Raw genomic sequence first — 24,071 nt, forward strand, 5'->3', positions numbered from 1 at the left:
CTACTTCGCCAACGAGACGAACACGGCTTCGTCGCGCTCGTCAACTGCGACGAGACCATCCGATTCGAGGTCAGAGACGAGTTCGAAGAGCCATTCGTGGCCGTACTCACCGCCGTAATCGACTCTCACTCGCGGGCCGAGTGTATCCAATTTCAGTTCCTCGTACTCGCCCAGAATCCGCACCACCCGCCCACGCATCTGCCGTCTGCTCCCCTCGAACGTCGGTTGCGTCGGCACGTCAGGAGCGGTGAAATCCCCCGTCTCGTAGGCGTGACACCACGTTCTCCACGGACACCCGGATTCGTCGCACGAGGGCGTCTTTTCACAGGCCACGCCGCCTAATTCCATGATGGCGTTGTTCCAGACTCTCGACTTGCCTTCGGGCATCATCTCGGCGGCTGCTTCTTCGAAGGCAGAGTCGTCGTCTGGCACGTCAAATGCGCGGTGGAGGACGCGCTTGACGTTGGTATCCACGACTGCATCGCCGTTGTTGAAGGCGAAGGAGGCGACGGCGTTGGCGGTGTAGGGACCGACACCCATGAGTTCCGAGAGTTCGTCGGGTGTCTGCGGGAATTCGCCACCGTAGTCTTCTTCGACCTGCCGGGCCGCTTCGTGGAGGTACTTCGCGCGGTTGTTGTAGCCGAGTCGGTGATTGGTCCAGAAGGAGACGACGTCGGCGCGGTCGGCGGCCGCGAGGTCTGCTGTGGTGGGCCACGTCTCTAAGAATTCTTCCCACGCTTCGACGACGCGCCCGAGTTGGGTCTGCTGGCTCATCACCTCGGAGACGAGAATCTCGTAGGCGTCGTCGGTTCGTCGCCACGGGAAGTCCCGGTGGTCGGCTTCGTACCAGTCGATAAGGGCCGCTTGGACTGCCGATTTGTCGAGGTCGGCAGGAAGCGCGGACGCCTCGTCACTCATCGCCCGGGCTTGGGATGGAGGGCGTTTAGCGGTGGCGATGCGGGTTGGAAAAAACCGAGCGTCAGTGGGGAGTGCCTCTGAAGGGGTGATGCGTGGGTGGCGCACGCGAATGGCGGAGGGTGGCTCGTGGGGGGTTGGAGGGGTGTTGTGGGTGGCTCGTGGGGGTGGAGAGCGCCGAATCGGCCGAATTATTCGACCGAGACGATGGGACAGTTGACGTTCGCCGCGCCGGAGGCGAGTTGTTCGGCATTGGTCGCCGACGAGAGGTCCGAAACCATGCCGAAGTCGGCGTTGTCGTAGATGTTGACGAACCACAGTGGCGAGTAGCCACTGTCGTCGGGGAGGGTGGCGACGACGTTGTGGGTCTGCTCGCTTCCTTCTTCGGTCACGAAGCCGGATGGCGGGCCGCCGCCGTCCTCGCCGGGGTTCACGTTGAACGTGACGTAGATGGGCGAGAGGGGAACGTTCCCGTCGGTCATCGCCAGCGATGCTTCGGTGAACTGGAAGTACGAGACGACCTGGCCCTGATACCAGCCTTCGACGAGACCAGTGTCTTCGTCGCCGTATCGCATCGTCGCGGTCGAATCATCGGGGACGACCGGGCAGTTGACGAGCATGTCGGTCTCCGTTATCTCGTAGCCCGAGTCGCCGATATCGGCGAGGCTCGTGACGGCGTTGGCCTCGTAGTCCTCGGGGACGGTGACCGCGTGGACGTGCCAGAAGTCGTTGTAGCCGTCGTCACCGGGGATAGTGTCGATGACGTTGAGTTGGCCTTCGACCGGCGCGTCTTCGCCCTCGCGGAAGAGGACGTAGATGGGCGCTGGTGTCGTAGACTGCACGTCGAAGTTGTAGTAGCGGACGACTTCGCCGTCGGGGCCGAATCCTTGGGTAATGAAGGGGCCTTGGTCGAAGTCTACGGGTTCGTTCGGGCCGGGAAGTCCATTCTCGTCCGTGCGGACCATGAGCGTCCCGGCGGCCTCGCTGAATCGGTCAACCTCGACGCGAGGGGCCGACTCGGGGTCCATCGCGGACATCCCGTCGTCGGTCATTGTCTCCTCAGTCATCGTCTCGTCGTTCATCGGTTCTTCGGTCATCTCGCCATCCATCGACTCGGTTGTCGTGGTGCCGGACGACCCACCGCTGGAGGGTGCTGTACAACCGGCGAGGAAGGCCGCGCCAGCGAGTCCGGTCGCAGCGACGAACTGTCTTCGTGTTGGTGTTCGTTCCATCGTCACCTGAACAGAGCCGCTATCGAATGATATTGGTTTTTTAACATCTGACCGCATTCTGGATGAAGTTACGGTAGCGTCTCTTTCGAGTCTCTACCAAATTCGTCTCAATTCGGCTTCCCGCCTCGGCCTCGTGTGGGAGTAATCGGTCGAAACGCGTATCCCATTGACGAACCCATCGCCCAGTAATGAGCCTCGACGACCTTTCGGACGACGTACAACAGGCGTACAGCGACCTCGACGACGACATCGAACTTGCTCTCGACCGCGAGACGCGCCACGAACTCGCCCTCTTGACGGCGCTGTACGAACCCGACGACGTGGACGAACTCGTCCGTCGGGCAGTCCATACGTTCTTCCAGTCCGCGCTCGACCGTGGACAACTGGACTTCCACCTCCGACAGGGCTACGACGTGACCTACGACGAGTATCTCTCGGGGATGACCTACGAGGAGATGACTGGCCAGTCACAGGCCCCGCCGCGCGACGACGTGCGCCGGTATCAGATGTAACTACCGGGCTTCGAATTCGAGTTCGACGCCGGGCATTCGTGTGTATCGCTTCTTTTCACCCCCGGTTTCGAGCGCGAAGACCCGGAGCGTGATGATGAGACGCTCCTCGCCAACGTTCGCGCGGAGGACGACGCCTTCGCTCGTCACGACCACGTAGGGCGGCGCGGCGACTGGTGGCGCAGGCATCGAGCGACCGGTTGCAGTCACCGCGTCAGCGAGCGCGCGTGGGAGTCTCGACAACGCACCTGAGCCGTCGAGCGCCTGCGCGAACCGCGGCACGACCTCTTCGCGGTCAGTCGTCGAGTCGTCGTCCCACGACTTTGCGACTGCATCCGCACACTGACCGATGACGGTGAGCAAGCGACCGTGTTCGTCTTCGAGTACGCGACGTGCGTCGTCGAAGCAAGCGGCGAGCGGCGGCGTCTCGCTTTGCGTTCCGTCTGTCACAGGACGTGGTGGGCCGTCATGGGATAAAAACCTCCGTGGTACTCGAATCCTGTCCCGGTCGATTTTTCCCCGCGCCGTGCGCCCATACAGGCATGGATATCGCAGACATCGAGGAACTCATCGAATCGAACATCGAAGACGCCGATGCGACCGTCTCGCGCCCGCGGACAGTAGACGAAAATCACGAGGACGCACACTTCGCGGCCGTCGTCATCTCACCTGCCTTCGAGGGCAAGTCGCTCGTCCAACAGCACCAACTCGTCTACGACGCCCTCGGCGACCACATGACGACGTCCATCCACGCGATGGAACTCAAGACCTACACGCCCGAGGAGTACGAAGCGGCCGAGAAGTAACACGAACTGGCCGAGAAGAACCCGCATTCTGCACGTTCCGTGTCTGGTTGACCTGTGTCGTCACGAGACGGCGACAAGGTTCATACACCTGCACCGAGGCCTACGACTATGACCTCCAAAACGCTCGGCAGAGTGGTGACTGTCGTCGGGTTACTGGCGTTTATCGCCGGGTTCATGCGACTTCTCCCCTGCCTGTTCTCGCTCTGGGACGAGTCGTTCGCCCATTGCTGGTCAGACTTTCTCCTCACTGCTGTCGGCGCGTTACTGTTCACTCGATAGCTTTCGAGATGGCCAAAAAATCACCTGTGCCGACCTCCGGCGTCTCTACGTTTGCGGTTCGGGTTCGACCATCTCAGCAGACTCCAGCGACCGGTTCTGGAGTGCTTCGCCGGTCGAGGTGTCGAACAGGTGGACGGCGTCTTCGGGAATGCGGGCGTGGACGGCTGTTCCCCCCTCGACACGACGCATTCCACCAACGGTGGCCACGAAACTCGCGTCGGCACCGAAATCGAGATAGACGGCGTTCTCGTTGCCCATCGGCTCGACCACATCGACCGTCGCTTCGTAGGTGTGGTTGTCGTCTTTCGGAGAGACGAGTTCGACGTCCTCGGGGCGGATACCGAGTGTCACGCGGTCGGTTCCAGTGACGGCTTCCCGTGAGGACTCGGACAGTTGGTAAGAGATCTCGTCACCGACGAGCGTTCCGTCCTCAACTTCCATCTCGAAGAAGTTCATCGAGGGTTCGCCGATGAATCCTGCGACGAACTGATTTGCCGGACGGTGATACGCTTCGAGTGGCGTCGCAACCTGCTGGAGTTCGCCGTCGTTGAGGATGGCGATTCGGTCGCCCATCGTCATCGCCTCGGTCTGGTCGTGGGTGACGTAGACCGTCGTCACGCCCAACTCTTCTTGCAACCGCTGGAGTTCCGTCCGCATCTGCGAACGGAGTTTGGCATCGAGATTCGACAGCGGTTCGTCCATCAAGAACACTGCTGGGTCGCGGACGATAGCGCGGCCGAGGGCGACACGCTGTTGCTGGCCGCCGGAGAGTTCGCCGGGCTTTCGATTCAGGAGTTCCGCGATATCGAGCATCTCTGCGGTTTCGGTCACGACAGATTCGATTTCGCCGTCGGCCATCTCCGTGGACTCTTCGAGTCCGAACCGCATGTTGCCGCGAACGGTCATGTGCGGGTAGAGCGCGTAGGACTGGAACACCATCGCGATGTTTCGGTCGCGTGGCGGTCGGTTGTCCATGCGCTCGTCGCCGAGGTGGATTTCTCCCTCGGAGACGCTTTCGAGGCCCGCAATCATGCGGAGCGTAGTCGATTTGCCGCATCCCGACGGACCGACGAGGACGAGAAATTCGCCGTCTTCAATCTCCATCGAGGCGTCATCGACGGCGACGACTTGAGAGCCGTCGTCGTCGAAGAACTTCGAGACGTGGTCGAGTGTGAGTTCAGCCATGGTGTGTGGTGTGAGTTGGTGGTGTGATGGTCGTCTGCGATGCGAGGGGTGAACCTTCGAAAGAGCCGGTCATGTGCCGCCTGCGACCCCCTCGGCGAACTTGTCGCCGAACAAGACGTAGACGAGCAACGTCGGCAGCGCGGCGACGAACGCGCCAGCCATCTGCGTGTTGAACGTCTGGATGATTCCTCCCGTGAGTTCGTTGAGTGCAATCGTCGCCACCGCCGCCGGACCCGAGCCGGACGGGATGATGATGAGCGCGAACAACAGGTCGTTCCAGATTTGCGTGAACTGGTAGATGAGCGTGACCGCGAACATCGGTACCGAGAGCGGGAGGACGATGCGACGATAGATAGTGAAGGCACTCGCGCCGTCGAGGCGGGCGGCCTCCAGCATCTCCGAGGAGAGTTTCTTGTAGTAACTCCGGAACAGAAGCGTCGTAATCGGAATTCCGTAGGCCGCGTGGGTGATGATGAGGTTGATGATGCTCGCGTAGTGCGGGTGCGTTGCGAGTTCGACGGTCCCCAAGACAGGCACCTGCGCCGAGAACAGCGTGATATCGAGGACGGGCGCGAGCAACTCTTTCGTATTCACGATGGCCCACAGACGCGAGAGCGGAATCAGAACGGCCTGATATGGGATGAAGATGCCCGCGATGAAGAGTCCAACAATCCCGAGTTGGCCGCGCCACTCGAAGTTCGTCAGGCCATAGGCGGCGAGACTCCCGGCGAGCGCCGAGATAATCGTCGCCGGAACGGAGAGCATGATACTGTTGAGGATGGCCGACGAGAGCGTGTCGAGCGCGACACCGAACGGTTCGAGCGTGAAGCCATCGGCAGTCGGCGGAACGAACGGTGGCGACGTGGCGAACTCGGCTTCCGTCTTGAGCGCCGTCATCAACCCCGATTCGAGGGGTGAGAGGTAGAACAAGACGAGGCCGAGAAGCGTCGCGTAGAGCGCGACACGAATCGGGTCGAGTTCGTCGGTATCGAGGTCGAATCGGTCGGCGAGTTGGTCGCGGACGCTCATAGTTCACCCCGCCGGTATTCGCCGTAGAGATATGGCGCGACGACAGTCAGCGCGACGGCGAACAGGACGACGGCAATCGCAGAGCCGTAGGCCCAGTTGTTGGCCGAAAACGCCTGCCTGTACATCATCGTCGAGAGGATATCGGCTGTCGGACCGGGGTTGTTCCCGAACAGAACGTAGAGGAAGTCGAACGCCTTGAGCGCGAACACCATCAGGACGACGGCGGCGCTCACGGTCGAAGCGCGGAGTTGCGGGAGAATCACACGACGATACATCCGAAGTGTGGACGCGCCATCGACGCGAGCGGCCTCGTACTGGTCCGAGGGGATGGCGCGAAGACCGGCGAGATAGACGACCATCGCGTAGCCGCTGAACTGCCACAACAGGGCGAAGATGACGGCGAACAGTTTGAACTGGAGCGTCTCGGGAACGAGCGGAAGTCCTCCGAGTGCCCCCAAATCGACACCGCCCGCGAGCCATTTCGAGGCGAGGAAATCGAGTCCCACGCCCCTGAGAACGACGTTGATGACGCCCGAATCGAAGTTGTACATCCAGCGCCAGAACACCGCCGTGACGACGAATGAGAGGCTAAACGGGAGCAAGTAGACCGTTCGGAACCAGTTTTCGAACCGAATCCCACGGTCAACGAGAATTGCGAGGCCGAGGCCGCCCGCGAGCGAGAGGCCTGTAAACGAGACGAGCAGGACGAACGTGTTTCGGGTGGCGAGCCAAAATCGCTCGTCCGAGAACGCCCGACGATACATCTCTAAGTCGAACGTCGCGGGGTCGTACGTCGGAAGCGTGAGTCCCCCGAAATCGGTAAACGAGATGACGACGTTCCACGTGATTGCGCCGTAGACGAAAAAGCCCATCAGCAGGAACGGCGGGAGCCAGAACGGGGCCGAGCGAACGGCTTCGCTCTCTCGAAGCGTCGAGCCGATGCCCTCGAGACCGTTGTCACTGGTGAATGAGCTAAGTCGTGCGAAAATATCGGTTGGCATGTCGCCTTATTCGAAGGCCGCTTTCACGTCTTCGTAGGCGGCGTCTACGTCGTAGCCCGAGATGAACGACGACATCGCGTCGCCGAAGGCGGTGAGCGCGTCGGGGCTGACGGCCAGTCCATGCTGGATGGACAGCGGTTGGGCCTCCGAGTTGGCGAAGTCGTCCATCTGGTTCTGGAGGAACGGCCCGAAGGCGTCCTTCGGAACGTCCGTCCGCGGCGGAATCGACCCCTTCTTCGGATTGAATCGCTCCTGTGCATCGACCGACCCGACGTACTGGAGGAACTTTTTGGTCGCCTCAGGCGACGGGTTGTTGGCTGGCATCGGGAACGAGTCCATGTTGAGCGCGTAGATGCCGTCGGTTCCGGGGAACGGCACGTGGCCCCAGTCGGACTCGTACTCGAAGTCCTCTTGTCCGCGGTACATGCCCGCGGCCCAGTCGCCTTGGTGGAAGAACGCCGCTTCGCCTTCGATAATCTTCGAATTCGCGTCCTGCCACGAAATCGACCCGGCGTCGTTGGAGTAGTGCTGCGAGTACTGTTTCACGAGGTCGAGCGAGTCGCGGACGGCGTCGGCGTTGGCTTCGACGTTGCCGCCGGTCACGTCGGCGTACACGTCAGCACCGTACTCGCCGAGGAGGACCTGCGCCCAGAGTTGGCCGGTAGACCACGCGGATTTCGTCTGCTGGGCCATGCCGACGTAGCCCGCCTCATCGACTTTCGAGAGGGCGTTCACGAGGTCACTCGGCGAACCAATCGCCGAGGGGTCAACACCCGCGTCTTCGACGACGCTGACGTTGTAGAACAGGTTGTTGAGTCGGTGGATGTTTAGCGGGACCGAGACGAGCGTCCCCGCCGGACTCGCGGCGTTCTTCGGCCCTTCGAGGTACGCCGACTGCATGTCGTTTTCACTCCAGACAGACTCCGAGATGTCTTCGAGTTTCTCGGCGTCCGTGTAGGGTTGGAGGTTCGCACCGGGCCACGCTTGCCACGTACTCGGTGGGTTGTTGTTCAGAATCCGTTTTTTGATGACCGCGTGCAGGTTCTGCCCTGCGCCACCAGCGACCGGATTCTCGGTGATTTCGATGTCCGGGTGGGCTTCTTTGAACCCTTCGAGCAGGGCTTGAATCGCCGCCCCGCCGTCGCCACCGGTCCACCAGTGCTGGATTTCGAGCGCGTTGAGTTCGCTTCCCGAGTCGTCACCGGACTCGGTCGTCTCAGAGTCACCAGAGGAGTCGTCGGTGTCCTCGGATTCTCCGGTGGTTCCTTCGCCCCCACCGCCGCCACCGGTACATCCCGCGAGAAGTGCTGCACTTCCTACGCCACCGGTGAGTTTGAGATACGTCCGTCGAGACAGGCCGTCTGTGTCTGGTACTTTTCTGGTCATGATTGTTACTCTCTGACAGTTCTGTGAAAGAGATTTTACACGATTTACTTAAAACTTTTTGAGCGGACAATTCAAAATGAAGTAAATTTTTCTCGTGAGTTCAGTACATCTTGAAATTCAGGAGTAGCAGAACTGTGGCGTTTGAATCCAGCACTCGTTCGAAATCGAACATGTGAGAAAATTCGTGGGACAGACAGCCACGGACCAATGGATTTTACCTCACGCCACGACGACGGCCCAACTATGGGAGACGATGATTATCGAATCGAGCGGGACAGTCTCGGAGAGATGCAAGTTCCTGTGGACGCCTACTGGGGCGCACAGACCCAACGAGCAGTCGAGAACTTCCCCATCTCGGGTATCACGTTCGGGCGACGGTTCGTCCGCGCCCTCGGCGTCGTAAAGAAGGCCGCCGCACAGGCAAATCGCGACCTCGGCATGATCGACGACGACGTCGCCGAAGCCATCGTCGCCGCCGCGGACGAAGTTATCGCGGGCGAACTCGACGACCAGTTCCCGGTCGACGTCTTCCAGACCGGTTCGGGCACCTCCTCGAACATGAACGCGAACGAGGTTATCGCCAACCGCGCCGCCGAAATTATGGGTAAGGAAATCGGCGACCGGACGGTCCACCCGAACGACCACGTCAACTTCGGCCAGTCCTCGAACGACGTGATTCCGACCGCGATGCACGTCTCCGCGCTCGAAGCCGTCGAGAAAGACCTCATTCCGGCACTCGAAACGCTCGCCGAAGCTCTCGGCGACAAAGAAGACGAGTTCGACGGCATCGTCAAAACGGGCCGCACGCACCTTCAGGACGCGACCCCAGTTCGTCTCGGACAGGAGTTCGGCGGCTACCGCACGCAGGTCGAGAAGGGTATCGAGCGCGTGAAGAACGTCCGCGCACACCTCGGCGAACTCGCCCTCGGTGGTACCGCAGTCGGCACGGGCCTGAACACCCACCCCGAGTTCCCTGCAAAGGCGGCCGAGTACATGACCGAAGAGACGGGTGTCGAGTTCCGCGAGGCCGACAACCACTTCGAAGCGCAGGCCGCCCACGACGCGATGGGTGAGGCACACGGCGCACTCCGCACCGTCGCTGGCTCGCTCAACAAGATTGCCAACGACCTGCGCCTGCTCGCCTCCGGTCCACGTAACGGACTCGGCGAACTCGAACAACCCGAGAACCAGCCCGGTTCGTCGATTATGCCCGGCAAAATCAACCCTGTCGTGGCCGAGGCAGTCAACCAGGTCCACAAGCAGGTCGTCGGTAACGACGCCGCCGTCGCCGCCGGTGCCGCAGAGGGCCAAATCGACCTCAACCTCTACAAACCCGTTCTCGCGCACAACTTCCTCGAATCGGCGAAGTTGCTCTCGAACTCCTCTGAAGTGTTCGCCGAGCGCTTCGTCGCCAAACTCGAAGCCAACGAAGAACACTGCACCGAGCAGGTCGAACAGTCGATGGCGCTCGCAACCGCGCTCAACCCGGCAATCGGCTACGACAAGGCCTCGAAGGTCGCAAAGCAAGCCCTCGCAGAGGATAAGACGGTCCGCGAAGTCGCTGTCGACGAAGGCTACCTCACCGAAGAGGAAGCCGACGAAGTACTCGACCCCGAGAAGATGACCCACCGCGGCATCCTCGGCGACAACTGAGTAACTCAATAGATACCCCTCTTATTTTTGACAGTTCTTAGCGGGCGTGTGCGGGCTGGTATGCCATTCTTTAGCACACTCTGTTCACTCATGTTCACAACTATTCTTCGTTGTATTTATTCGGCGAGCAGTAGCAATCGCATTCCCTCGCTGGCGTGACATTCTCCGTCTAGCGAGAAAGTCACACGAAAACGCTAAAATCGGTATTTTCAAGCCCTATTTCGCCGTCTATAGAGATATGCCCGGACTGCAAAAGCAGCGGGCCCGCGGGCGAGACATGTTGGAGTGTCGAGGCTGTGGGGCCGTATTCCCCGAGGGGCGAGCAACGAACGATGGTTGGACGTATATTTGCCCTGAATGTCATCAGGTGGAAGGCATCGGCGAAGGGCTCCGGCGTCTCTGAAGACAGACTGAATCCTTTTTTACTCCCCCCGAACGCAGGGAGTACCAATGAGCGAGTACGACTATGAGGACCTCGGACTCGTCGCGGGGCTGGAGATTCACCAGCAACTCGACACCGCGGCGAAACTGTTCTGTGGGTGTCCAACGACTATCCGCGAACCTGAGGACGCTGCACGCACGTTTACGCGATTTCTCCACCCGACGAAGAGTGAGTTAGGCGAACTGGACGACGCCGCACTCGAAGAGAGCCGCGTCGAACGCGAGTTCGAATATCTCGCCTACGACACGACCTGTCTGGTCGAAGAAGACGACGAACCGCCGCACGAACTCGACCACGAGGCGCGCACCGTCGCCATGCAAATCGCCAACCTGCTCGACATGCAGGTGGTCGATGAGGCACACGTCATGCGCAAACTCGTCATCGACGGGTCAAACACCTCGGGCTTCCAGCGCTCGTCGCTCATCGCCCAAGAAGGCGAGATTTCGACGAGCGAGGGCCCCGTCTCTATCGTGGACCTGATGCTCGAAGAGGAGTCCGCCCAGCGCACCGAAGAGCGCGACGATGGCGTCCTCTACAGCCTCGACCGTCTCGGCATCCCACTGGTCGAAATCGGCACCGGCCCGGACATCTCCTCGCCCGCACAGGCACGCGAGGCCGCCCAGCGCATCGGGATGCTCCTTCGTTCCACGGGCAAGGTCAAACGCGGCCTCGGCACTATCCGACAGGACGTGAACGTCTCCATCGCAGAGGGCGCACGCGTCGAAATCAAGGGTGTCCAAGCTCTCGACCAAATCGACGAAATCGTTCGCTTCGAAGTCGGTCGGCAGGCCGAACTCGTCGAAATCCGCGACGAACTCCAATCCCGAGACGCCTCTGTTGGCGACGTCGCAGACGTGACCGACGTGTTCGAAGACACCGATTCGGGCGTCATCAAGGGCGCACTCGACTCGGGTGGGAAGGTCATGGGTGTCCCGCTCTTCGGCTTCGACGGACTCGTCGGCCGCGAACTCCAACCCGACCGGCGCCTCGGCACCGAGTTCTCCGACCACGCCAAGCGTCACGGCGCAGGCGGCATCTTCCACACCGACGAACTCCCCGCCTACGGCGTCACCGAAGAAGAAGTAGACGCGCTCCGCGAGGCAGTCGGCGCTGGTCCCGAGGACGCGGTTGCTATCGTCGCGGACGACCCCGAAACCGCAGACCTCTCTATCGACGCAGTCGCCGAGCGCGCCGCCGTCGCTATCGAGGAAATTCCTGAAGAGACCCGCGGTGCCAACGACGACGGCACGACGCGTTACCTGCGCCCGCTTCCCGGCGCGGCCCGCATGTACCCCGAGACGGACGTCTTCCCCGTTGACCTCGACCCGAGCGACGTGGAGACGCCCGAACTCCTCACCGAGAAGGAAGACCGCTACCAGTCCGAGTTCGGCCTCGATGCCGGACTCGCACAACAGGTCGCCTACGGTCGCAAGATGCCGTTGTTCGAACAGGCAGTCGGTGAAGGCATCGACGCGACGTTCGCCGCCGGTCTCCTCGAATCGACGCTGACCGAACTCCGCCGCGACGACGTTGTGGTTGGGAACATCTCCGACGACCACCTGCTCGCCGTCATGCACCTCGTCGAAGATGGCGACCTCGCAAAAGAGGGCGTCAACGACGTACTCGCGACTATCGCAGAGAACCCTGCCCTCTCGGCCGACGAAGCGGTCGAAGCGGCTGGACTCTCCGGCGTCTCCGACGACGAAGTCCGTGAAGCAATCGCCGAAGTCGTCGAACGCAACGCCGACCAAGTCGAAGAACAGGGTATGGGCGCATTCTCGGCGCTCATGGGTGAAGCGATGGGCGCACTCCGCGGCAAAGCCGACGGCGGCGTCGTGAGCGACGTGCTCCGCGAAGAGATTCAGAAACGGGCCTAAGCGCTCTCGATTTTTCTTTCTCAGGTCGGTGAGCGACTGCTATCTCCGCCGCGACCGAACCGCTTCCAGAGCGTCCGAATCGCGTATTCGACGCCAGCGACGAGGAAGACGAGAATCAAGAACAACGGCCCGAAGAAGACGAACATCCCCAGCGCATCGGACTCGCCGCGAACGTGGAGAAACGCCCACCAGACGAGTTCTGTGACGCCGAAGAGACCGACGAGTGGGACGAGGAGGCCGTATCGGGCGTACAACCGCGCAGTACCGAAGACGAATCCAGTCAAGACGAGGAGCGAAAACACGAGAACTCCGACCACGGTAGTCGGATTTTCGGAGACCCCCGACGGGAACGCGTCAGTGACGGCTCTGCTGGCGGCCCAGACTGCGAGCGTTGTCACTGCGTAGACGATCCCGACGAGTGCAGGAAGTAGTCGGTCGCGGGCGATTCGTTTTCGGGATGCATACACGTCGGCGACGAGGACGAGACCGACGGCGGATGCGACGGCGTGCGTCAGAACTTCGCTTCCTAACACTGGGTCCGGCGTTCCCGGCATTCAGTTCACCTCGATTTGCGTCCACGACCCCGATTCGATTGCCTCCAAGCGAGTGACTCGCTCTTCCGTCGATGGATGCGTCGAGAGCAAGGACGAAATGCGGTCCTCGGCTTCGACTTCGCCGTAGACCCACAGCGGCGAAAAGCCCCACTCGGGTCGTGAAGCGCGCTCCAACTTTTGCAGGGCAGATGCGAGCGCGAGTGGATTGTCCGTCACCTCGGCAGCGCGGGCGTCGGCGGCGAACTCACGCTTTCGAGACTGCGAGCGTACCAAGACGGTTAGGCCAAAGCCAAATACGCCGACGAAGGTGTCGAGTCGGTGGCGAATCTTCCCCGGAAGCGTCTGTTCCCACGCCGTGGGCGTGCCGCGCATCCACGCGAGTCCGAGTGCGGTGCCCGTCGTCAGGAACGTCAGCGGCGAGACGAAGAAGTAGCCAATCCCCACGACGGTCTGGAGCGTGCTGGCGATGAGCGTCTGTGAGAGACCGTCTTTGCGTTCGAGGTGGGCGAGTTCGTGTGCGAGGAGGGCTTCGAACTCGTCGCCCGAGAGCAACCGAAACAGCGTCGCATCGAGGACCACAACGTCCTGTCCCATCGGGTCGAGTGCGAGCGCGTTGGGGGCCGAAAATCGCGCAATCTTCAGCGTCGGGGCTGTGATGTCCATCTCGTCGGCGAGTCGGTCGAGCATCCGGTAGACGGCGGGGGCTTCTTCGGGTGGCAAATCACGCGCCTCCAACCGTGAGAGCAGTTGAACCGTCCCGAGACGGAAACTGAGATACCCCAAGACGAGCGAGACGGAGATGCCGACGAGTGCTGCGGTCACCGGGTCCGGTCGGAACTCCCAGAGTGTCAACAGCGCGAACGCACTGAGTGCCGCCAACACGAGATAGAAGGCAAATATCGTCAGCCCGACGAGGACCATCGGGAGCCGCAGTCGATGCTGTGGCATGTCCTGAGATACGCTGTCGAAGTCCAAACGAGTATCGGCGGCACGGTCTGTCGGCAATCGTGTTGTGCATCGCCAGGTTCTCCACTCGTCTCGGTGAACGTACGGCATGCGATTCTTCGAAGACTTGTCTGTCGGCGACACGTACGAGTATGGCACCTACGACGTGACCGAAGACGAGATTCTTGAGTTCGCCGAGCAGTACGACCCACAGTGGTTCCACACCGACCCCGAACGCGCCGAAGAAGAGTCGATGTACGGCGGCCTCATCGCCAGCGGGTGGCACACGGTGGCGATGACAATGCGCCTCATCGTCGATGGGTACGTCGGCGACATGGAGTCGCTTGGTGCGAAGGGCGTGGACGAACTCCGATGGTGGGCACCGGTGTCCCCCGGCGACGCGCTCTCTATCGAAAACGAGGTGCTGGAGTTGACGCCCGAAAGCGAGTCACGCGGCCTCGCGAAAATCAAGACGACCACGTACGCAGAACGCGAATCAGGCGACGTCGAAAAGGTGTGTTCGTTCGTCGGTCTCTCGATGTTCGGTCGCAAGCGCGACGAGTAAGGGCTACTCTCGGTCGTCTCGCGCTCGCTCTGCGGCGCGTCGAAACACACCCGTCAGTGTTGCGACCTCGCGCTCTGTCGGGTGCGCACGACCGATGAGTCGGTGCATCATCTGCGACGTTTTGGCGCGTTTGTGTTCGCGGTACGCCGTCGCTTCGAGGAGGTCGTCGAAGAACCGATAGAGGACGTCGATTTCTTCCTCGGAGGCACGTTCGCGTTCGACGTCGGGCAGTTGCGTCTCACTGACGGTAAAACGCCGGAGTTCGTACATGAGAATCGTCGCCGCCTGGCCGAGATTGAGGACGGGATAGCGGTGGTCAGCCGGGATACAGCAAATCTCGTCAAGCATCTTCAACTCCTCGTTGTCGAGGCCGGTCCCTTCGCGACCGAAGACGAGCGCCGTCTTGGTCTCGACCGACTCCAAGGAGTCGGCGATTTCGACCGGCGTTTTGAACGGGTAGCGAACGTGTTTCGTCGAGTCTTCGTGCGAAACGGCGGTCGTGCCGATAGTGTGGTACTCGGCGACGACTTCTTCGAGCGTCGTCTCGGTCGCATTGGGAAGCACGTCTTCGCGGGCGTGTCCAGCGAATCCGTACGCCTCGCCCTCGGGGTCTAACTCGGGCGGGTTGACGAGTCGAAGGTCGTAGATGCCAAAGTTCTTCATCGCCCGGGCAATCGTCCCGACGTTGCCGGGGGTCTCGGGTTCGACCACGACGACGATGAACTCGTGGGCAGACTCTTCGGCGCTCATTTGGTCGGATAGTCCGTGCCGAGGTCGACGTCTTCCAAGTCCTCGTCGGTGAGTGGCGTTCCGTCGTCGTCTTGCGGGCCGTAGTCGCGGATGTTGATGCGCTCGCCTTCGAAGTTCTCTTCGAGGCGGCGCTGGATTTCGGCGGCATCCGGCGGCGTCGGCATGTTCTCGGGGTCAGTCTCGACGTGTTCGACGCCAGCGTAACCGTCGGGTGCGCGCTCGCCGCTCGCGAACCACTCGTGGAACGCGTCGGCGAATACGTCGTCACCGACGAGTTCGCGGCCATCGGCCTCGCGGAACCAGTAGAGGAAGTCCGGTTCGTGGTCGGTACACAACAGTGCCTCGTGTCCGGGTTCGCCGTAGACGATTTTGGCCTGTTTGCACCGCTGAATCTCGTCGTCGCCGAACGTGAGATAACAGGCGTCGCACGGTTCTTCGACGAGCGTGATGAGTCGAACGAGTCGCTGACGAGCGTCCTCCGGAATCTCATCGAGCGGCTTGAACTCGCCCTCGTCGTTGAATATCTCGGATTCCTCGAATCGCCATCCTCGGAGTCCAACACTGACCTTCGCCATGGTCGGAGGTATCCGAGCGACGAATAAAAAGAACGTGATGCCAGGCGTTGCGGGGGTCACGTGGTGGCTATCACGCGATTATCCGCGACCGGTCTGCCTATATTCGTGTAGTCCAACACCCGGCCATGCGAACCGTCGATGCCGCTGGTCTCTCTATCGGTGACGACCACCCACCTCGGATTATGGGTGTGCTGAACGTCTCGAACGAGTCACCCTACAAGCCGAGTGTGTTCAACGACCCTGCCGAGGCCGCCGCCTACGTCGACGAGAAACTCATCGGAGAAGGTGCAGATATCGTCGATATCGGCCTCGAATCGGCGAACAAGAAGTTCGACGTACTCTCTGCCGAAGGCGAACTGGAGCGCCTCGAAACCGCGCTCTCGGTTATCGACCACGTCTCTGGCGACGCCGTCTTCTCTATCGAAACGCGGTATCACGAAGTCGCCGACGCCGCACTCTCCGGCGGGTTCGACATGGTGAACGACATCTGTGGCTTTGCCGACCCCGAGATGCCTCGAGTCTGCGAGCAGTACGACGCTGCCGTTGCCAAGATGGCCAGTCCGCCGGACCTCACTCGACCCGGCGCAATCGAGAATGTTGACGACATCTACGACGCCCTCGAACTGAACGGTTTCACCGACAAGACCATCCTCGACCCGGCATTCGGCGGTTGGTCCGAGGAGAAGACGCTCGCAGACGACCGCGAAACCTTCCATCGACTCCGCGAGTTCCGTGGCTACGGCTACCCGATTCTCGTCTCTATCAACCGGAAGAACTTCCTCCGCGACGTAGCCGGGCGCTCGACCGAAGACGCACTCCCAGTTAGTCTCGCGGCCACGTCGATGGCAGTCGAACGCGGCGCACACATCATCCGCACCCACGACGTGCGAGAGACGCGAGACGCCGCGCTCATCGGCCACGAGTTCAAGCGCCGTCGCATCCGCGAACCCGGTGACGTTTCGGTCGAAGAACTCGACGTGACGACGACTGGCGACGCTGGTCGCCACCTGAATCGAATCGGGGCATCCCGAGAAGCGACCCAAGAGAGCGTCACACGTGTCTTCGAGCTAGAAGGTCTCTCTCAATCGGACCGAAGTGTTCTCACCGCTGCTGCGAGCGACGCCGGTGCCGTCCTCGCAGGCGGAGAAACTGGCGCATTACTGATTGGTACCCCCGCCGCACTCGGTCGAATCCCCCCGATTCTCGGTGACGAATCGTCGAATGCACTCGATGGTGCGCTCGAACTGATTCTGGAAAACATCCGGTAGATGGCTCGAAACGCTCAGGTTCGGCACCCATGTCAATAGCCAACACAAGACAGTCAGAATCGTCTGACGTTCGGCAGACACAGACCGTTCGACTAAGAGAAAACTTATACCATCCGACTGTAAAACTGGCCTGTGGACGCCGGAAGGGCACGCGGGTAGGGGTACACGGGTGCCATTCCGGCCCATACCATTACACATTCGAGAGCGACAGCCATGCGATTTAGGGAGTGGGAGCCGGTCTACCGACAGATTCTCGATAGTTTGGGATTCGAACGCAGGGGCGACGAAGACGCCCGTGACATCCTCGCAGGACTCGCGCGCCCATTCGACCGGTCTCGGCTTGCATGGGCCGGAAAGACGGTCGTAATCTGCGGCGCAGGACCGTCACTTTCTGCTGACCTCGATATCCTCGACGACGTTGACGTGATTGTGGCCGCCTCGTCTGCCGCGGATGTGGTCCGAGACGCTGGCTACTCGGTGGATTTGATGGTGACCGACCTCGACAAAAACCCGGAGACAGTCGTCGAACTCACGACTGCTGGCGTTCCCGTCGCCATCGCGGCCCACGGCGACAACATCCCTGCCCTCCGCGAGTGGGTTCCGAAGTGCGACCTCGACAATGTGCTGGCGACGACACAGGCCGAACCGACTGGGCCAGTCGTCAACTGGGGCGGCTTTACCGACGGCGACAGAGCGGCTTTTATTGCTGACCAACTCGGCGCTGGCGAACTCCGCTTTGCAGGGTGGGACTTCGACGACCCGACGGTCGATTCGATGAAGGCCGAAAAACTCGCATGGGCCGAGCGATTGCTGGAGTGGCTCGAACGCCGTCGCTCCGAACAGTTCTCGATTCTCGACGGGCGACGCGGCGCGCTCGACCCGCTGTAAAAACCGTCTGGAGTCGATTCTACTGGCTTTGTGGGGCCGTGCCTGCTTCTGCGTCGGTTCCTGACGCCTGACCGGTCACCGAGATAACTGAGTCGAACAGGAGCGACTCACACCCGAGACACGTTGCCGTCACGTGTTGTTCGCTCTTGTTGGGGCGGGCCAACTTGTGGTCGTCCGGTTCGACTTCGACGAGCGACGTGTCCACGTCGATGCGGCCATCGCAGGTGGGGCATCGCTGGAGGCTCAGTCTCAGTGCGCCGAGGACGCGATTTCGGTCGCCAGTCGAGAGTCGCCACCACGCAGGGTACTGCTTTCGGAACGTCGCAACGGCGGTCAAGTCGGCGACGAACGCGGCGCGAGACGACCACTGACCGACAGAGCCACCGTCGAGTTTTGCGACCAGTTTTTCGGTTCCCCACGAGAGTTCCACGCGTGCGGGGTGGACGCCGAGGAGGGTTGCGAGCGCTGCTGCGTCTTTGTCCCGGCCATCCATATCGACCATCCGACCGCGCCATTCAGTTTTGAACTCGTTCGAAACCGCCATCTTCCCGGATGGGTCGATCGTGAGGACGTTCGCAGACGCGAGGGCGCTCACGAGGTCGTTACGGTCGTCGAGCGAGAGAGGGGCAGTAGGGCGTGCTGACGGGAGTTCTGGAAGCGGGAAGTTCTGGAGTTGCTGGTCGTTGTACGAGAGGAAGAACACGACCGCCGGTGGAAGCGCGCCGAGGACGACGCCATAGGGTGACCACACGATGAACCCGAGTATCCCACAGAGAATTGTCAAGAATGCGATTGGAACTGCCCCGGATGCCGTGAGCAGTGGCTCGAATGTGTTGAACCTCAGAGAGACCCCACGCCGTGACATGGTACACCAAATGGCTTTTATAGGTATAGGTATGGTCCGGGTACGTCAGATACGCAGACTGTAATCCAACGTTCGGGTGGGAAAACGAGAGATAACATCACATTAGTACCGACTCTTTGGTTTGAGAGAATTCTCACACAAATTGCAACTCTGTACGGACTGACAGTCGCTTACTGATTAATTTTCACACTGTCGTTATTAGGTCACACTTTACGCCGAGTCCCCATTTGACTGTCGCCGTTACATTGACGTTTTTCCCGTCCTGAGCGGCGGTATGCAACTCCACTGGCATCGGCGAGACGTTCGTGCTTCCGATAACCACGGTCTCTCTCAAGCGGCGACTAACGGGCCTGTCGCCCCGATTTTCGTGTTCGACACGGACGTTCTCGCCTACGCCAGTCCACCACGAGTTCGGTATCTGTTAGACGCACTCGAGGAACTCAAATCGTGGTACCGCGCACAGGGGAGTGACTTGCTCGTGGCGATGGGCGACCCACGCGAACAGATTCCAGCGGTCGCAGCGGCGCTCGATGACGCCCGTGTCGTCTGGAACATCGACTACTCTGGGTTGGCAAAAGAACGCGACGCTGCTGTCCGTCTCGCACTGGACGACGCGGGTATCGAGCGCGAAACGCTTCACGACGCCATTTTCTACAAGCCGGGGTCGATTACGACAAACGCTGGTGACCCGTATTCTGTCTACACCTACTTCTGGAAGAAGTGGCGTAACCGCGAGAAACCAGCGACATATTCTGAACCGACAGAGTTAGTCGATGCCGATACGCTCGAATCCGCGGTTAATCACCTCGATGGAGTGAGTGTCGGGAGGCTACCGACCATCGATTCACTCGGATTCGAAGAACCATCTTCGGATATCGTCACCGCCGGAACCGACGCGGCACGCGAGCGACTCGCCGAGTTCTGCGACGACGCAATCTTCCGCTACGCCGAAGACCGAGACTACCCGACGAGAGATGCCACCTCACACCTCTCGACCGACCTCAAGTTCGGAACGATTGGGATTCGAGAGGTCTACGAGGCCACTGCCGAGGCCGCCGAGCGCGCCGAGAGCGACGAGGAAGCCGAATCGGTCGAAGAGTTCCAATCACAACTCGCGTGGCGCGAGTTCTACACTCACGTCCTCTACTTCAACCCACATGTCGTCACGGAGAATTTCAAATCGTACGAGAACGGGATTCAGTGGCGAGACAACGAGGAAGAGTTGGAAGCGTGGAAAGCAGGCGAGACGGGCTATCCAATCGTCGATGCCGGAATGCGACAACTCCGCGAAGAGGGCTACATGCACAACCGCGTCCGCATGATTGTCGCATCGTTTCTCACCAAAGACCTCCTGTGTGACTGGCGTGAGGGCTACGCCCACTTCCGCGAGTACCTCTCGGACCACGACACCGCGAACGACAACGGTGGCTGGCAGTGGGCCGCATCGACCGGAACCGACGCACAGCCCTACTTCCGCATCTTCAATCCGATGACGCAGGGCGAACGCTACGACCCGGATGGCGAGTACATCAAACAGTACATCCCCGAACTGGAGGCGGTCACCTCGAACACCATCCACGAGTGGCACGAGTTGAGCGAGATGGAGCGCGAACGACTCGCCCCAGACTACCCCGCCCCCATCGTGGACCACTCTGAGCGCCGCGAGATGGCACTGGAGATGTTCGAGAACGCTCGCGGCGACGACTGAGTCGTCGTTTCGATTCGACCGACCGAGCCGTTCACCGCCACGCCAATTTCTATCACACTCCGATGCGACTCTCGACACATGGATGTCGCCATTCTCGTCTTCGACGGCTTCGACGAACTCGACGCGATTGCCCCGTTCGAGGTGTTTCAAAACGCCGGTGCGTTCGGGAACGACTGCGAAGCCCGCATCGTCACACTCGACCAACGCGAGTTCGTCACCGCGAGCCATGGCCTCCGCGTCGGTGTCGATGGCGTGTTAGACCCGGAAACAGACCGCCCAGACCTGCTCGTGATTCCCGGTGGTGGGTGGAACAACCGTGCCGAAAAGAGTGCGTGGGCCGAGGCCGAAAAGGGAGACATTCCGGCGGCGATTGCGACCCTTCACGACGAGGGGGCCACTGTCGCGGGTGTCTGTACCGGCGGGATGCTCCTCTCTCGTGCTGGGATACTCGCTGGCAGACCTGCTATCACCCACAACAGCGCGCTCTCTGACCTCCGCGAGACGGACGCCGAAATCGTCGAAGCCCGCGTCGTGGACGACGGCGACGTACTGACTGCCGGTGGCGTCACCTCGGGGCTGGATTTATCGCTTCACATCGTCGAACGCGAGTTCGGTGCATATGTCGCCGAACAAATTGCGACGGAGATTGAATACGAGCGCCGAACCGTACCCTACGGTGGCTGACAATACGGCTGCACGACCAATCAGTAAACCGGAGAAATCAGCAGTCTGGACCGCCCTGCCTGTGTCTAGTGTTACCATACGTTTCCTCAACTTTTAACAGGATTCCAACCCACTTCTTGGGTGGAGGAATACATTATGAGCTACGAACTCGACCCACTTCCGTACGACTACGACGCTCTCGAACCACACATCTCGGAGCAGGTGCTGACGTGGCATCACGACACCCACCATCAGGGCTACGTCAACGGATGGAACGCCGCAGACGAGACGCTGGAAGCAAACCGTGAAGCGGGCGAGTTCGGTTCGTCCGCCGGTGCGCTTCGCAACGTGACCCACAACGGCTCGGGTCACATCCTGCACGACCTCTTCTGGCAGAACATGTCGCCCGAAGGCGGCGACGAGCCAGAAGGTGCGCTCGCAGACCGCATCGCTGAGGACTTCGGCTCCTACGACGCCTGGAAGGGCGAATTCGAAGCCGCAGCAGGCGCAGCAGGTGGCTGGGCACTGCTCGTTTACGACTCGTTCTCGAACCAGCTTCGTAACGTCGTCGTCGACAAGCACGACCAGGGCGCACTCTGGGGCTCCCACCCCATCCTTGCACTCGACGTCTGGGAACACTCGTACTACCACGACTACGGCCCGGCCCGTGGCGACTTCATCTCGAACTTCTTCGAGGTCGTCGATTGGGAAGAGCCGTCTGCTCGCTACGAGCAGGCTGTCGAACTGTTCGAGTAATCCCTCATCCCGACAAATTTCTTTCGAGCGCAACACCCGACAGCGACAGCCACAGCGACTTAGTGGCCGTCAGATGCACCGTCGACGACGGTGGGGAGAAGTCGTGAGAGGTCGAGTTCGTCGCCGAGTCGTTGGACAGCTTCATCGAGTTGTGCGAAGTCGCGGCCTTCGCCGATACGGTCGAATCCGGCGAGGATGCCGACAGGGTGTGGGCCGACGAACGTTCGGAACTGCACGAACGAGTCGAACCCGCGGACGGTGTAACTGTAATCCGCGTAGTACAGCGCTTCGTAGGTGTGTCTCGTGACGTACCCGTATCGTTCGTTGTCGATGAAACGCGAGACATCGACCGAGTCGAGTGCCGTCGAAACGTCGTCTCTCACGTAGAGACTGTCGTTCGCCCGTTGGTCGAATACCCACACGTCGCGGAGGGACTCTCCACCAAATTCTCGGAATACGTCGACAACTCGCGCGGAAGCGTCGCTCATCTTTCGCCAGTCTCTCACAACCCCTGATAAGTGTTGTCGTGGAACGTCGATACACGACTCGTGGATTCTGTTGAAATCTGCAGGAATCGAGTGGAGTGATGTGCTGAATATAGAGGGTGCAGTAGCCAGGTCTTGTTCATTCCAGTATACAACTGTGCAACAGTCGGTAGAGCGGTCTGCCTCAGTCACAGACGCGCACAGCACTATTTCAAGAGGAAGTCCACACCGGTTATCTCAAATTTGGCACCGTCAGCCTCACTTTCGGTTATCGTAACTCCCCATCCGTGGGCATCGCAAATCTGGGCAACAATCGAGAGCCCGTATCCGGGACTTCCGTCAATTGTCGAATAGCCCGAGTGGAAAACCTTCTCGCGTTCGGACTCCAGAACTCCGGACCCGTCGTCTTCGATATAGAAGCCAGACCCAGTATCGAGAATACCAACGCGGACAGTCTCTGCATCTCCATGTTTGCCTGCGTTCCCAAAGAGGTTCTCGAACACTCGACGTAACTGGACTTCGTTCGCTACCACGGTATCACTGGATTCGATGGTCAGGTCCATCCCTCCAGTGCTAACGGTGGCCCAAGCGTTGGAGGCGACTTCCTCCAACGAGAGTAGTTCTGCTGTGAGGTTCTCCCCACGGGCCAGCCCCAGGAGTTCCTCGAGGAGGTTTTCCATCCGATTGTGTGCTCGTGCTACCTCTTCGAGGTACGTCTCGTCACCAGTTTGTACTGCTAACTCCAGATTCCCTTCTGCAACGTTCAACGGCGTTTTCAGGTCGTGGGAGAGGGTACTCGCGAACGTTTCCAGTCGTTCGTTCCGCCATTGGAGTTCCTGCTTATGCTCTACTTCGGACGTGATCACACGCGAGTGGACAAACAACCCGTCTGTCATGGGGAAGACACGGACCTTTACCCAGTAGTCGTGAGGTTCGTAGTACGTTTTGAACTTGACTGACTCACCGGTGGCAAAGGCTTTCTTGTACTGTTCTCCAAGTTCTGTACCGTCTGCATCAGGGAACGCCTCCCAGAAACGTTGACCGATGATGGCGTCGGAGGAAATTCCGGTTCGTTCTGCCATTTCCTGATTCCAATACGTGATGTCCCAGTCCCTGTCGAGGGTGAAGAACCCATCAACTTGCTCGAACATTTCGAGCAGTTGGTCTCGGGCGACTGTTGCCCGAAGTTCCGCCCGGCGCTTGCCGACGAGATTGGAAATTTGGTTAGCCAAGAGTTCGTAGGTCTCGGTGCCCCCTTTCTGGACATACGCGGAGACGCCTGCAGTGATTGCTTTGGTAGCAACGTCCTCACTACCCTGGCCAGTATAGAGGAGAAATGGGAGGTTTGGATATTTGTTTCTCACAGCTTCCAGAAATTCCAACCCGTCCGCCCCTGGCATTTGATAATCGCTGACGATACAATCGATTTGGTCGGCGTCGAGACGGTCTAGTCCGTCAGCAGTGTTCGATTCCGTGAGGACCGAGAGGTCGTCGTCAAGCCGTTCAAGATATGTTGCCACCAGAGTAGTCAATTGAGAGTCGTCATCGACATAGAGGACTTGTGTAGAGGAATTTCGATTTATTCCCGAATTTTCAGATTGATTGAGAGTAGCCATAGAAATCCGTCACCTACCGTGAAGCAGTTTCCTACATACATAATACTTACCAAGAATTTACAAGCATGTGTCAGGTGTTTTATTTGACACATCTACCAACCATGAACACAGTCAAATTC

General features: G+C 60.1%; 26 protein-coding genes. 12 read left to right on the forward strand and 14 right to left on the reverse strand.

Annotation, left to right across the window (positions count from 1 at the left end):
• A complete protein-coding gene (locus tag ACK509_RS14280; protein WP_410767199.1) occupies positions 1–918 on the reverse strand; it encodes an A/G-specific adenine glycosylase in 918 nt (305 codons plus the stop codon).
• 188 nt (positions 919–1,106) lie between these two features.
• Positions 1,107–2,147: a hypothetical protein gene (locus ACK509_RS14285; protein WP_410767200.1), complete on the reverse strand. Its 1,041-nt coding sequence runs from the start codon at positions 2,145–2,147 to the stop codon at positions 1,107–1,109.
• A gap of 188 nt (positions 2,148–2,335) precedes the next feature.
• Here ACK509_RS14285 and ACK509_RS14290 point away from each other — a divergent pair, with 188 nt between their 5' ends.
• A complete protein-coding gene (locus ACK509_RS14290) occupies positions 2,336–2,659 on the forward strand; it encodes a hypothetical protein (protein WP_410767201.1) in 324 nt (107 codons plus the stop codon).
• Here ACK509_RS14290 and ACK509_RS14295 read toward each other — a convergent pair whose 3' ends face one another.
• The gene (locus ACK509_RS14295) at positions 2,660–3,106 is read right to left on the reverse strand and encodes a hypothetical protein (protein ID WP_410767202.1); all 447 of its coding nucleotides are present in this window, start codon (positions 3,104–3,106) and stop codon (positions 2,660–2,662) included. It lies immediately after the preceding gene.
• Positions 3,107–3,198: 92 nt separating this feature from the next.
• Here ACK509_RS14295 and ACK509_RS14300 point away from each other — a divergent pair, with 92 nt between their 5' ends.
• Together ACK509_RS14300 and ACK509_RS14305 are read left to right on the forward strand one after the other, a co-directional pair.
• Positions 3,199–3,462, forward strand: coding sequence for a BolA family protein (locus ACK509_RS14300; RefSeq protein WP_410767203.1), 264 nt, complete (start codon positions 3,199–3,201; stop codon positions 3,460–3,462).
• A gap of 108 nt (positions 3,463–3,570) precedes the next feature.
• A complete protein-coding gene (locus ACK509_RS14305) occupies positions 3,571–3,741 on the forward strand; it encodes a hypothetical protein (protein WP_410767204.1) in 171 nt (56 codons plus the stop codon).
• 45 nt (positions 3,742–3,786) lie between these two features.
• On the opposite strand, the gene ACK509_RS14310 is transcribed toward ACK509_RS14305, so the two are convergent.
• The 4 genes from ACK509_RS14310 to ACK509_RS14325 all read right to left on the reverse strand — a co-directional run bounded on the left by ACK509_RS14310 (position 3,787) and on the right by ACK509_RS14325 (position 8,342).
• Positions 3,787–4,926 carry an ABC transporter ATP-binding protein gene (locus ACK509_RS14310; protein ID WP_410767205.1) on the reverse strand — a complete coding sequence of 380 codons (1,140 nt, stop codon included), beginning with the start codon at positions 4,924–4,926 and terminating at the stop codon, positions 3,787–3,789.
• A gap of 69 nt (positions 4,927–4,995) precedes the next feature.
• Entirely contained in the window at positions 4,996–5,955 is a 960-nt protein-coding gene (locus ACK509_RS14315; protein WP_410767206.1) for a carbohydrate ABC transporter permease, read from the reverse strand.
• Entirely contained in the window at positions 5,952–6,956 is a 1,005-nt protein-coding gene (locus tag ACK509_RS14320) for a carbohydrate ABC transporter permease (protein WP_410767207.1), read from the reverse strand. The genes ACK509_RS14315 and ACK509_RS14320 overlap by 4 nt, the downstream gene beginning before the upstream one ends.
• 6 nt (positions 6,957–6,962) lie before the next feature.
• On the reverse strand, positions 6,963–8,342 hold the full coding sequence (locus ACK509_RS14325) for an ABC transporter substrate-binding protein (RefSeq protein ID WP_410767208.1): 1,380 nt from the start codon (positions 8,340–8,342) through the stop codon (positions 6,963–6,965).
• 243 nt (positions 8,343–8,585) lie between these two features.
• On the opposite strand from ACK509_RS14325, the gene ACK509_RS14330 reads away from it, so the two are divergent.
• From ACK509_RS14330 to gatE, 3 genes are all read left to right on the forward strand, one after another.
• Complete coding sequence (locus ACK509_RS14330; protein ID WP_410767209.1) at positions 8,586–9,995, forward strand: class II fumarate hydratase; 1,410 nt, start codon at positions 8,586–8,588, stop codon at positions 9,993–9,995.
• Positions 9,996–10,233: 238 nt separating this feature from the next.
• Complete coding sequence (locus tag ACK509_RS14335) at positions 10,234–10,398, forward strand: HVO_2901 family zinc finger protein (protein WP_390221229.1); 165 nt, start codon at positions 10,234–10,236, stop codon at positions 10,396–10,398.
• Positions 10,399–10,445: 47 nt separating this feature from the next.
• Positions 10,446–12,314 (forward strand): Glu-tRNA(Gln) amidotransferase subunit GatE, encoded by a 1,869-nt coding sequence (gene gatE, locus ACK509_RS14340; RefSeq protein ID WP_410767210.1) that lies wholly within the window; start codon positions 10,446–10,448, stop codon positions 12,312–12,314.
• Positions 12,315–12,334: 20 nt separating this feature from the next.
• Here the strand turns inward: gatE and ACK509_RS14345 are convergent, their stop codons facing one another.
• Together ACK509_RS14345 and ACK509_RS14350 are read right to left on the reverse strand one after the other, a co-directional pair.
• On the reverse strand, positions 12,335–12,868 hold the full coding sequence (locus ACK509_RS14345; protein ID WP_410767211.1) for a hypothetical protein: 534 nt from the start codon (positions 12,866–12,868) through the stop codon (positions 12,335–12,337).
• Positions 12,869–13,789, reverse strand: a complete 921-nt coding sequence (locus ACK509_RS14350) for a M48 family metallopeptidase (protein WP_410767272.1) — start codon at positions 13,787–13,789, stop codon at positions 12,869–12,871.
• A 133-nt stretch (positions 13,790–13,922) separates the two neighbouring features.
• Between ACK509_RS14350 and ACK509_RS14355 the strand changes: the two genes are divergently transcribed.
• Complete coding sequence (locus ACK509_RS14355; protein ID WP_410767212.1) at positions 13,923–14,378, forward strand: MaoC family dehydratase; 456 nt, start codon at positions 13,923–13,925, stop codon at positions 14,376–14,378.
• Between the two features lie 3 nt (positions 14,379–14,381).
• On the opposite strand, the gene ACK509_RS14360 is transcribed toward ACK509_RS14355, so the two are convergent.
• Positions 14,382–15,128: an RNA methyltransferase gene (locus ACK509_RS14360; protein ID WP_410767213.1), complete on the reverse strand. Its 747-nt coding sequence runs from the start codon at positions 15,126–15,128 to the stop codon at positions 14,382–14,384.
• Positions 15,125–15,703, reverse strand: coding sequence for a hypothetical protein (locus tag ACK509_RS14365; protein WP_410767214.1), 579 nt, complete (start codon positions 15,701–15,703; stop codon positions 15,125–15,127). The genes ACK509_RS14360 and ACK509_RS14365 overlap by 4 nt, the downstream gene beginning before the upstream one ends.
• Before the next feature lie 125 nt (positions 15,704–15,828).
• Here ACK509_RS14365 and ACK509_RS14370 point away from each other — a divergent pair, with 125 nt between their 5' ends.
• Positions 15,829–16,971, forward strand: a complete 1,143-nt coding sequence (locus tag ACK509_RS14370) for a dihydropteroate synthase (RefSeq protein WP_410767215.1) — start codon at positions 15,829–15,831, stop codon at positions 16,969–16,971.
• A gap of 213 nt (positions 16,972–17,184) precedes the next feature.
• Positions 17,185–17,859: a 6-hydroxymethylpterin diphosphokinase MptE-like protein gene (locus tag ACK509_RS14375; protein WP_410767216.1), complete on the forward strand. Its 675-nt coding sequence runs from the start codon at positions 17,185–17,187 to the stop codon at positions 17,857–17,859.
• Positions 17,860–17,878: 19 nt separating this feature from the next.
• Here the strand turns inward: ACK509_RS14375 and ACK509_RS14380 are convergent, their stop codons facing one another.
• Positions 17,879–18,724 carry a hypothetical protein gene (locus ACK509_RS14380; protein ID WP_410767217.1) on the reverse strand — a complete coding sequence of 282 codons (846 nt, stop codon included), beginning with the start codon at positions 18,722–18,724 and terminating at the stop codon, positions 17,879–17,881.
• A 274-nt stretch (positions 18,725–18,998) separates the two neighbouring features.
• Here ACK509_RS14380 and ACK509_RS14385 point away from each other — a divergent pair, with 274 nt between their 5' ends.
• The 3 genes from ACK509_RS14385 to sod all read left to right on the forward strand — a co-directional run bounded on the left by ACK509_RS14385 (position 18,999) and on the right by sod (position 21,851).
• Positions 18,999–20,432 carry a cryptochrome/photolyase family protein gene (locus ACK509_RS14385; RefSeq protein ID WP_410767218.1) on the forward strand — a complete coding sequence of 478 codons (1,434 nt, stop codon included), beginning with the start codon at positions 18,999–19,001 and terminating at the stop codon, positions 20,430–20,432.
• A 78-nt stretch (positions 20,433–20,510) separates the two neighbouring features.
• The gene (locus tag ACK509_RS14390) at positions 20,511–21,116 is read left to right on the forward strand and encodes a DJ-1/PfpI family protein (protein WP_410767219.1); all 606 of its coding nucleotides are present in this window, start codon (positions 20,511–20,513) and stop codon (positions 21,114–21,116) included.
• A 135-nt stretch (positions 21,117–21,251) separates the two neighbouring features.
• The gene (sod, locus tag ACK509_RS14395; protein ID WP_410767220.1) at positions 21,252–21,851 is read left to right on the forward strand and encodes a superoxide dismutase; all 600 of its coding nucleotides are present in this window, start codon (positions 21,252–21,254) and stop codon (positions 21,849–21,851) included.
• 59 nt (positions 21,852–21,910) lie between these two features.
• Here the strand turns inward: sod and ACK509_RS14400 are convergent, their stop codons facing one another.
• Positions 21,911–22,339 (reverse strand): hypothetical protein, encoded by a 429-nt coding sequence (locus tag ACK509_RS14400; protein ID WP_410767221.1) that lies wholly within the window; start codon positions 22,337–22,339, stop codon positions 21,911–21,913.
• 203 nt (positions 22,340–22,542) lie between these two features.
• Positions 22,543–23,952 carry a response regulator gene (locus tag ACK509_RS14405; RefSeq protein ID WP_410767222.1) on the reverse strand — a complete coding sequence of 470 codons (1,410 nt, stop codon included), beginning with the start codon at positions 23,950–23,952 and terminating at the stop codon, positions 22,543–22,545.
• Positions 23,953–24,071 lie beyond the last annotated feature (119 nt).

It is taken from the genome of Haloferax sp. DFSO60, from assembly GCF_046557615.1.
In the GTDB taxonomy this organism is placed as follows: domain Archaea; phylum Halobacteriota; class Halobacteria; order Halobacteriales; family Haloferacaceae; genus Haloferax.

Coding starts and splice junctions, on each gene's coding strand:
- ACK509_RS14280 (WP_410767199.1), bottom strand. CDS start 918: ATGAGTGACGAGGCGTCCGCGCTTCCTGCCGACCTCGACAAATCGGCA.
- ACK509_RS14285 (WP_410767200.1), bottom strand. CDS start 2,147: ATGGAACGAACACCAACACGAAGACAGTTCGTCGCTGCGACCGGACTC.
- ACK509_RS14290 (WP_410767201.1), top strand. CDS start 2,336: ATGAGCCTCGACGACCTTTCGGACGACGTACAACAGGCGTACAGCGAC.
- ACK509_RS14300 (WP_410767203.1), top strand. CDS start 3,199: ATGGATATCGCAGACATCGAGGAACTCATCGAATCGAACATCGAAGAC.
- ACK509_RS14305 (WP_410767204.1), top strand. CDS start 3,571: ATGACCTCCAAAACGCTCGGCAGAGTGGTGACTGTCGTCGGGTTACTG.
- ACK509_RS14310 (WP_410767205.1), bottom strand. CDS start 4,926: ATGGCTGAACTCACACTCGACCACGTCTCGAAGTTCTTCGACGACGAC.
- ACK509_RS14315 (WP_410767206.1), bottom strand. CDS start 5,955: ATGAGCGTCCGCGACCAACTCGCCGACCGATTCGACCTCGATACCGAC.
- ACK509_RS14320 (WP_410767207.1), bottom strand. CDS start 6,956: ATGCCAACCGATATTTTCGCACGACTTAGCTCATTCACCAGTGACAAC.
- ACK509_RS14325 (WP_410767208.1), bottom strand. CDS start 8,342: ATGACCAGAAAAGTACCAGACACAGACGGCCTGTCTCGACGGACGTAT.
- ACK509_RS14330 (WP_410767209.1), top strand. CDS start 8,586: ATGGGAGACGATGATTATCGAATCGAGCGGGACAGTCTCGGAGAGATG.
- ACK509_RS14335 (WP_390221229.1), top strand. CDS start 10,234: ATGCCCGGACTGCAAAAGCAGCGGGCCCGCGGGCGAGACATGTTGGAG.
- gatE (WP_410767210.1), top strand. CDS start 10,446: ATGAGCGAGTACGACTATGAGGACCTCGGACTCGTCGCGGGGCTGGAG.
- ACK509_RS14345 (WP_410767211.1), bottom strand. CDS start 12,868: ATGCCGGGAACGCCGGACCCAGTGTTAGGAAGCGAAGTTCTGACGCAC.
- ACK509_RS14350 (WP_410767272.1), bottom strand. CDS start 13,789: ATGGTCCTCGTCGGGCTGACGATATTTGCCTTCTATCTCGTGTTGGCG.
- ACK509_RS14355 (WP_410767212.1), top strand. CDS start 13,923: ATGCGATTCTTCGAAGACTTGTCTGTCGGCGACACGTACGAGTATGGC.
- ACK509_RS14360 (WP_410767213.1), bottom strand. CDS start 15,128: ATGAGCGCCGAAGAGTCTGCCCACGAGTTCATCGTCGTCGTGGTCGAA.
- ACK509_RS14365 (WP_410767214.1), bottom strand. CDS start 15,703: ATGGCGAAGGTCAGTGTTGGACTCCGAGGATGGCGATTCGAGGAATCC.
- ACK509_RS14370 (WP_410767215.1), top strand. CDS start 15,829: ATGCGAACCGTCGATGCCGCTGGTCTCTCTATCGGTGACGACCACCCA.
- ACK509_RS14375 (WP_410767216.1), top strand. CDS start 17,185: ATGCGATTTAGGGAGTGGGAGCCGGTCTACCGACAGATTCTCGATAGT.
- ACK509_RS14380 (WP_410767217.1), bottom strand. CDS start 18,724: ATGTCACGGCGTGGGGTCTCTCTGAGGTTCAACACATTCGAGCCACTG.
- ACK509_RS14385 (WP_410767218.1), top strand. CDS start 18,999: ATGCAACTCCACTGGCATCGGCGAGACGTTCGTGCTTCCGATAACCAC.
- ACK509_RS14390 (WP_410767219.1), top strand. CDS start 20,511: ATGGATGTCGCCATTCTCGTCTTCGACGGCTTCGACGAACTCGACGCG.
- sod (WP_410767220.1), top strand. CDS start 21,252: ATGAGCTACGAACTCGACCCACTTCCGTACGACTACGACGCTCTCGAA.
- ACK509_RS14400 (WP_410767221.1), bottom strand. CDS start 22,339: ATGAGCGACGCTTCCGCGCGAGTTGTCGACGTATTCCGAGAATTTGGT.
- ACK509_RS14405 (WP_410767222.1), bottom strand. CDS start 23,952: ATGGCTACTCTCAATCAATCTGAAAATTCGGGAATAAATCGAAATTCC.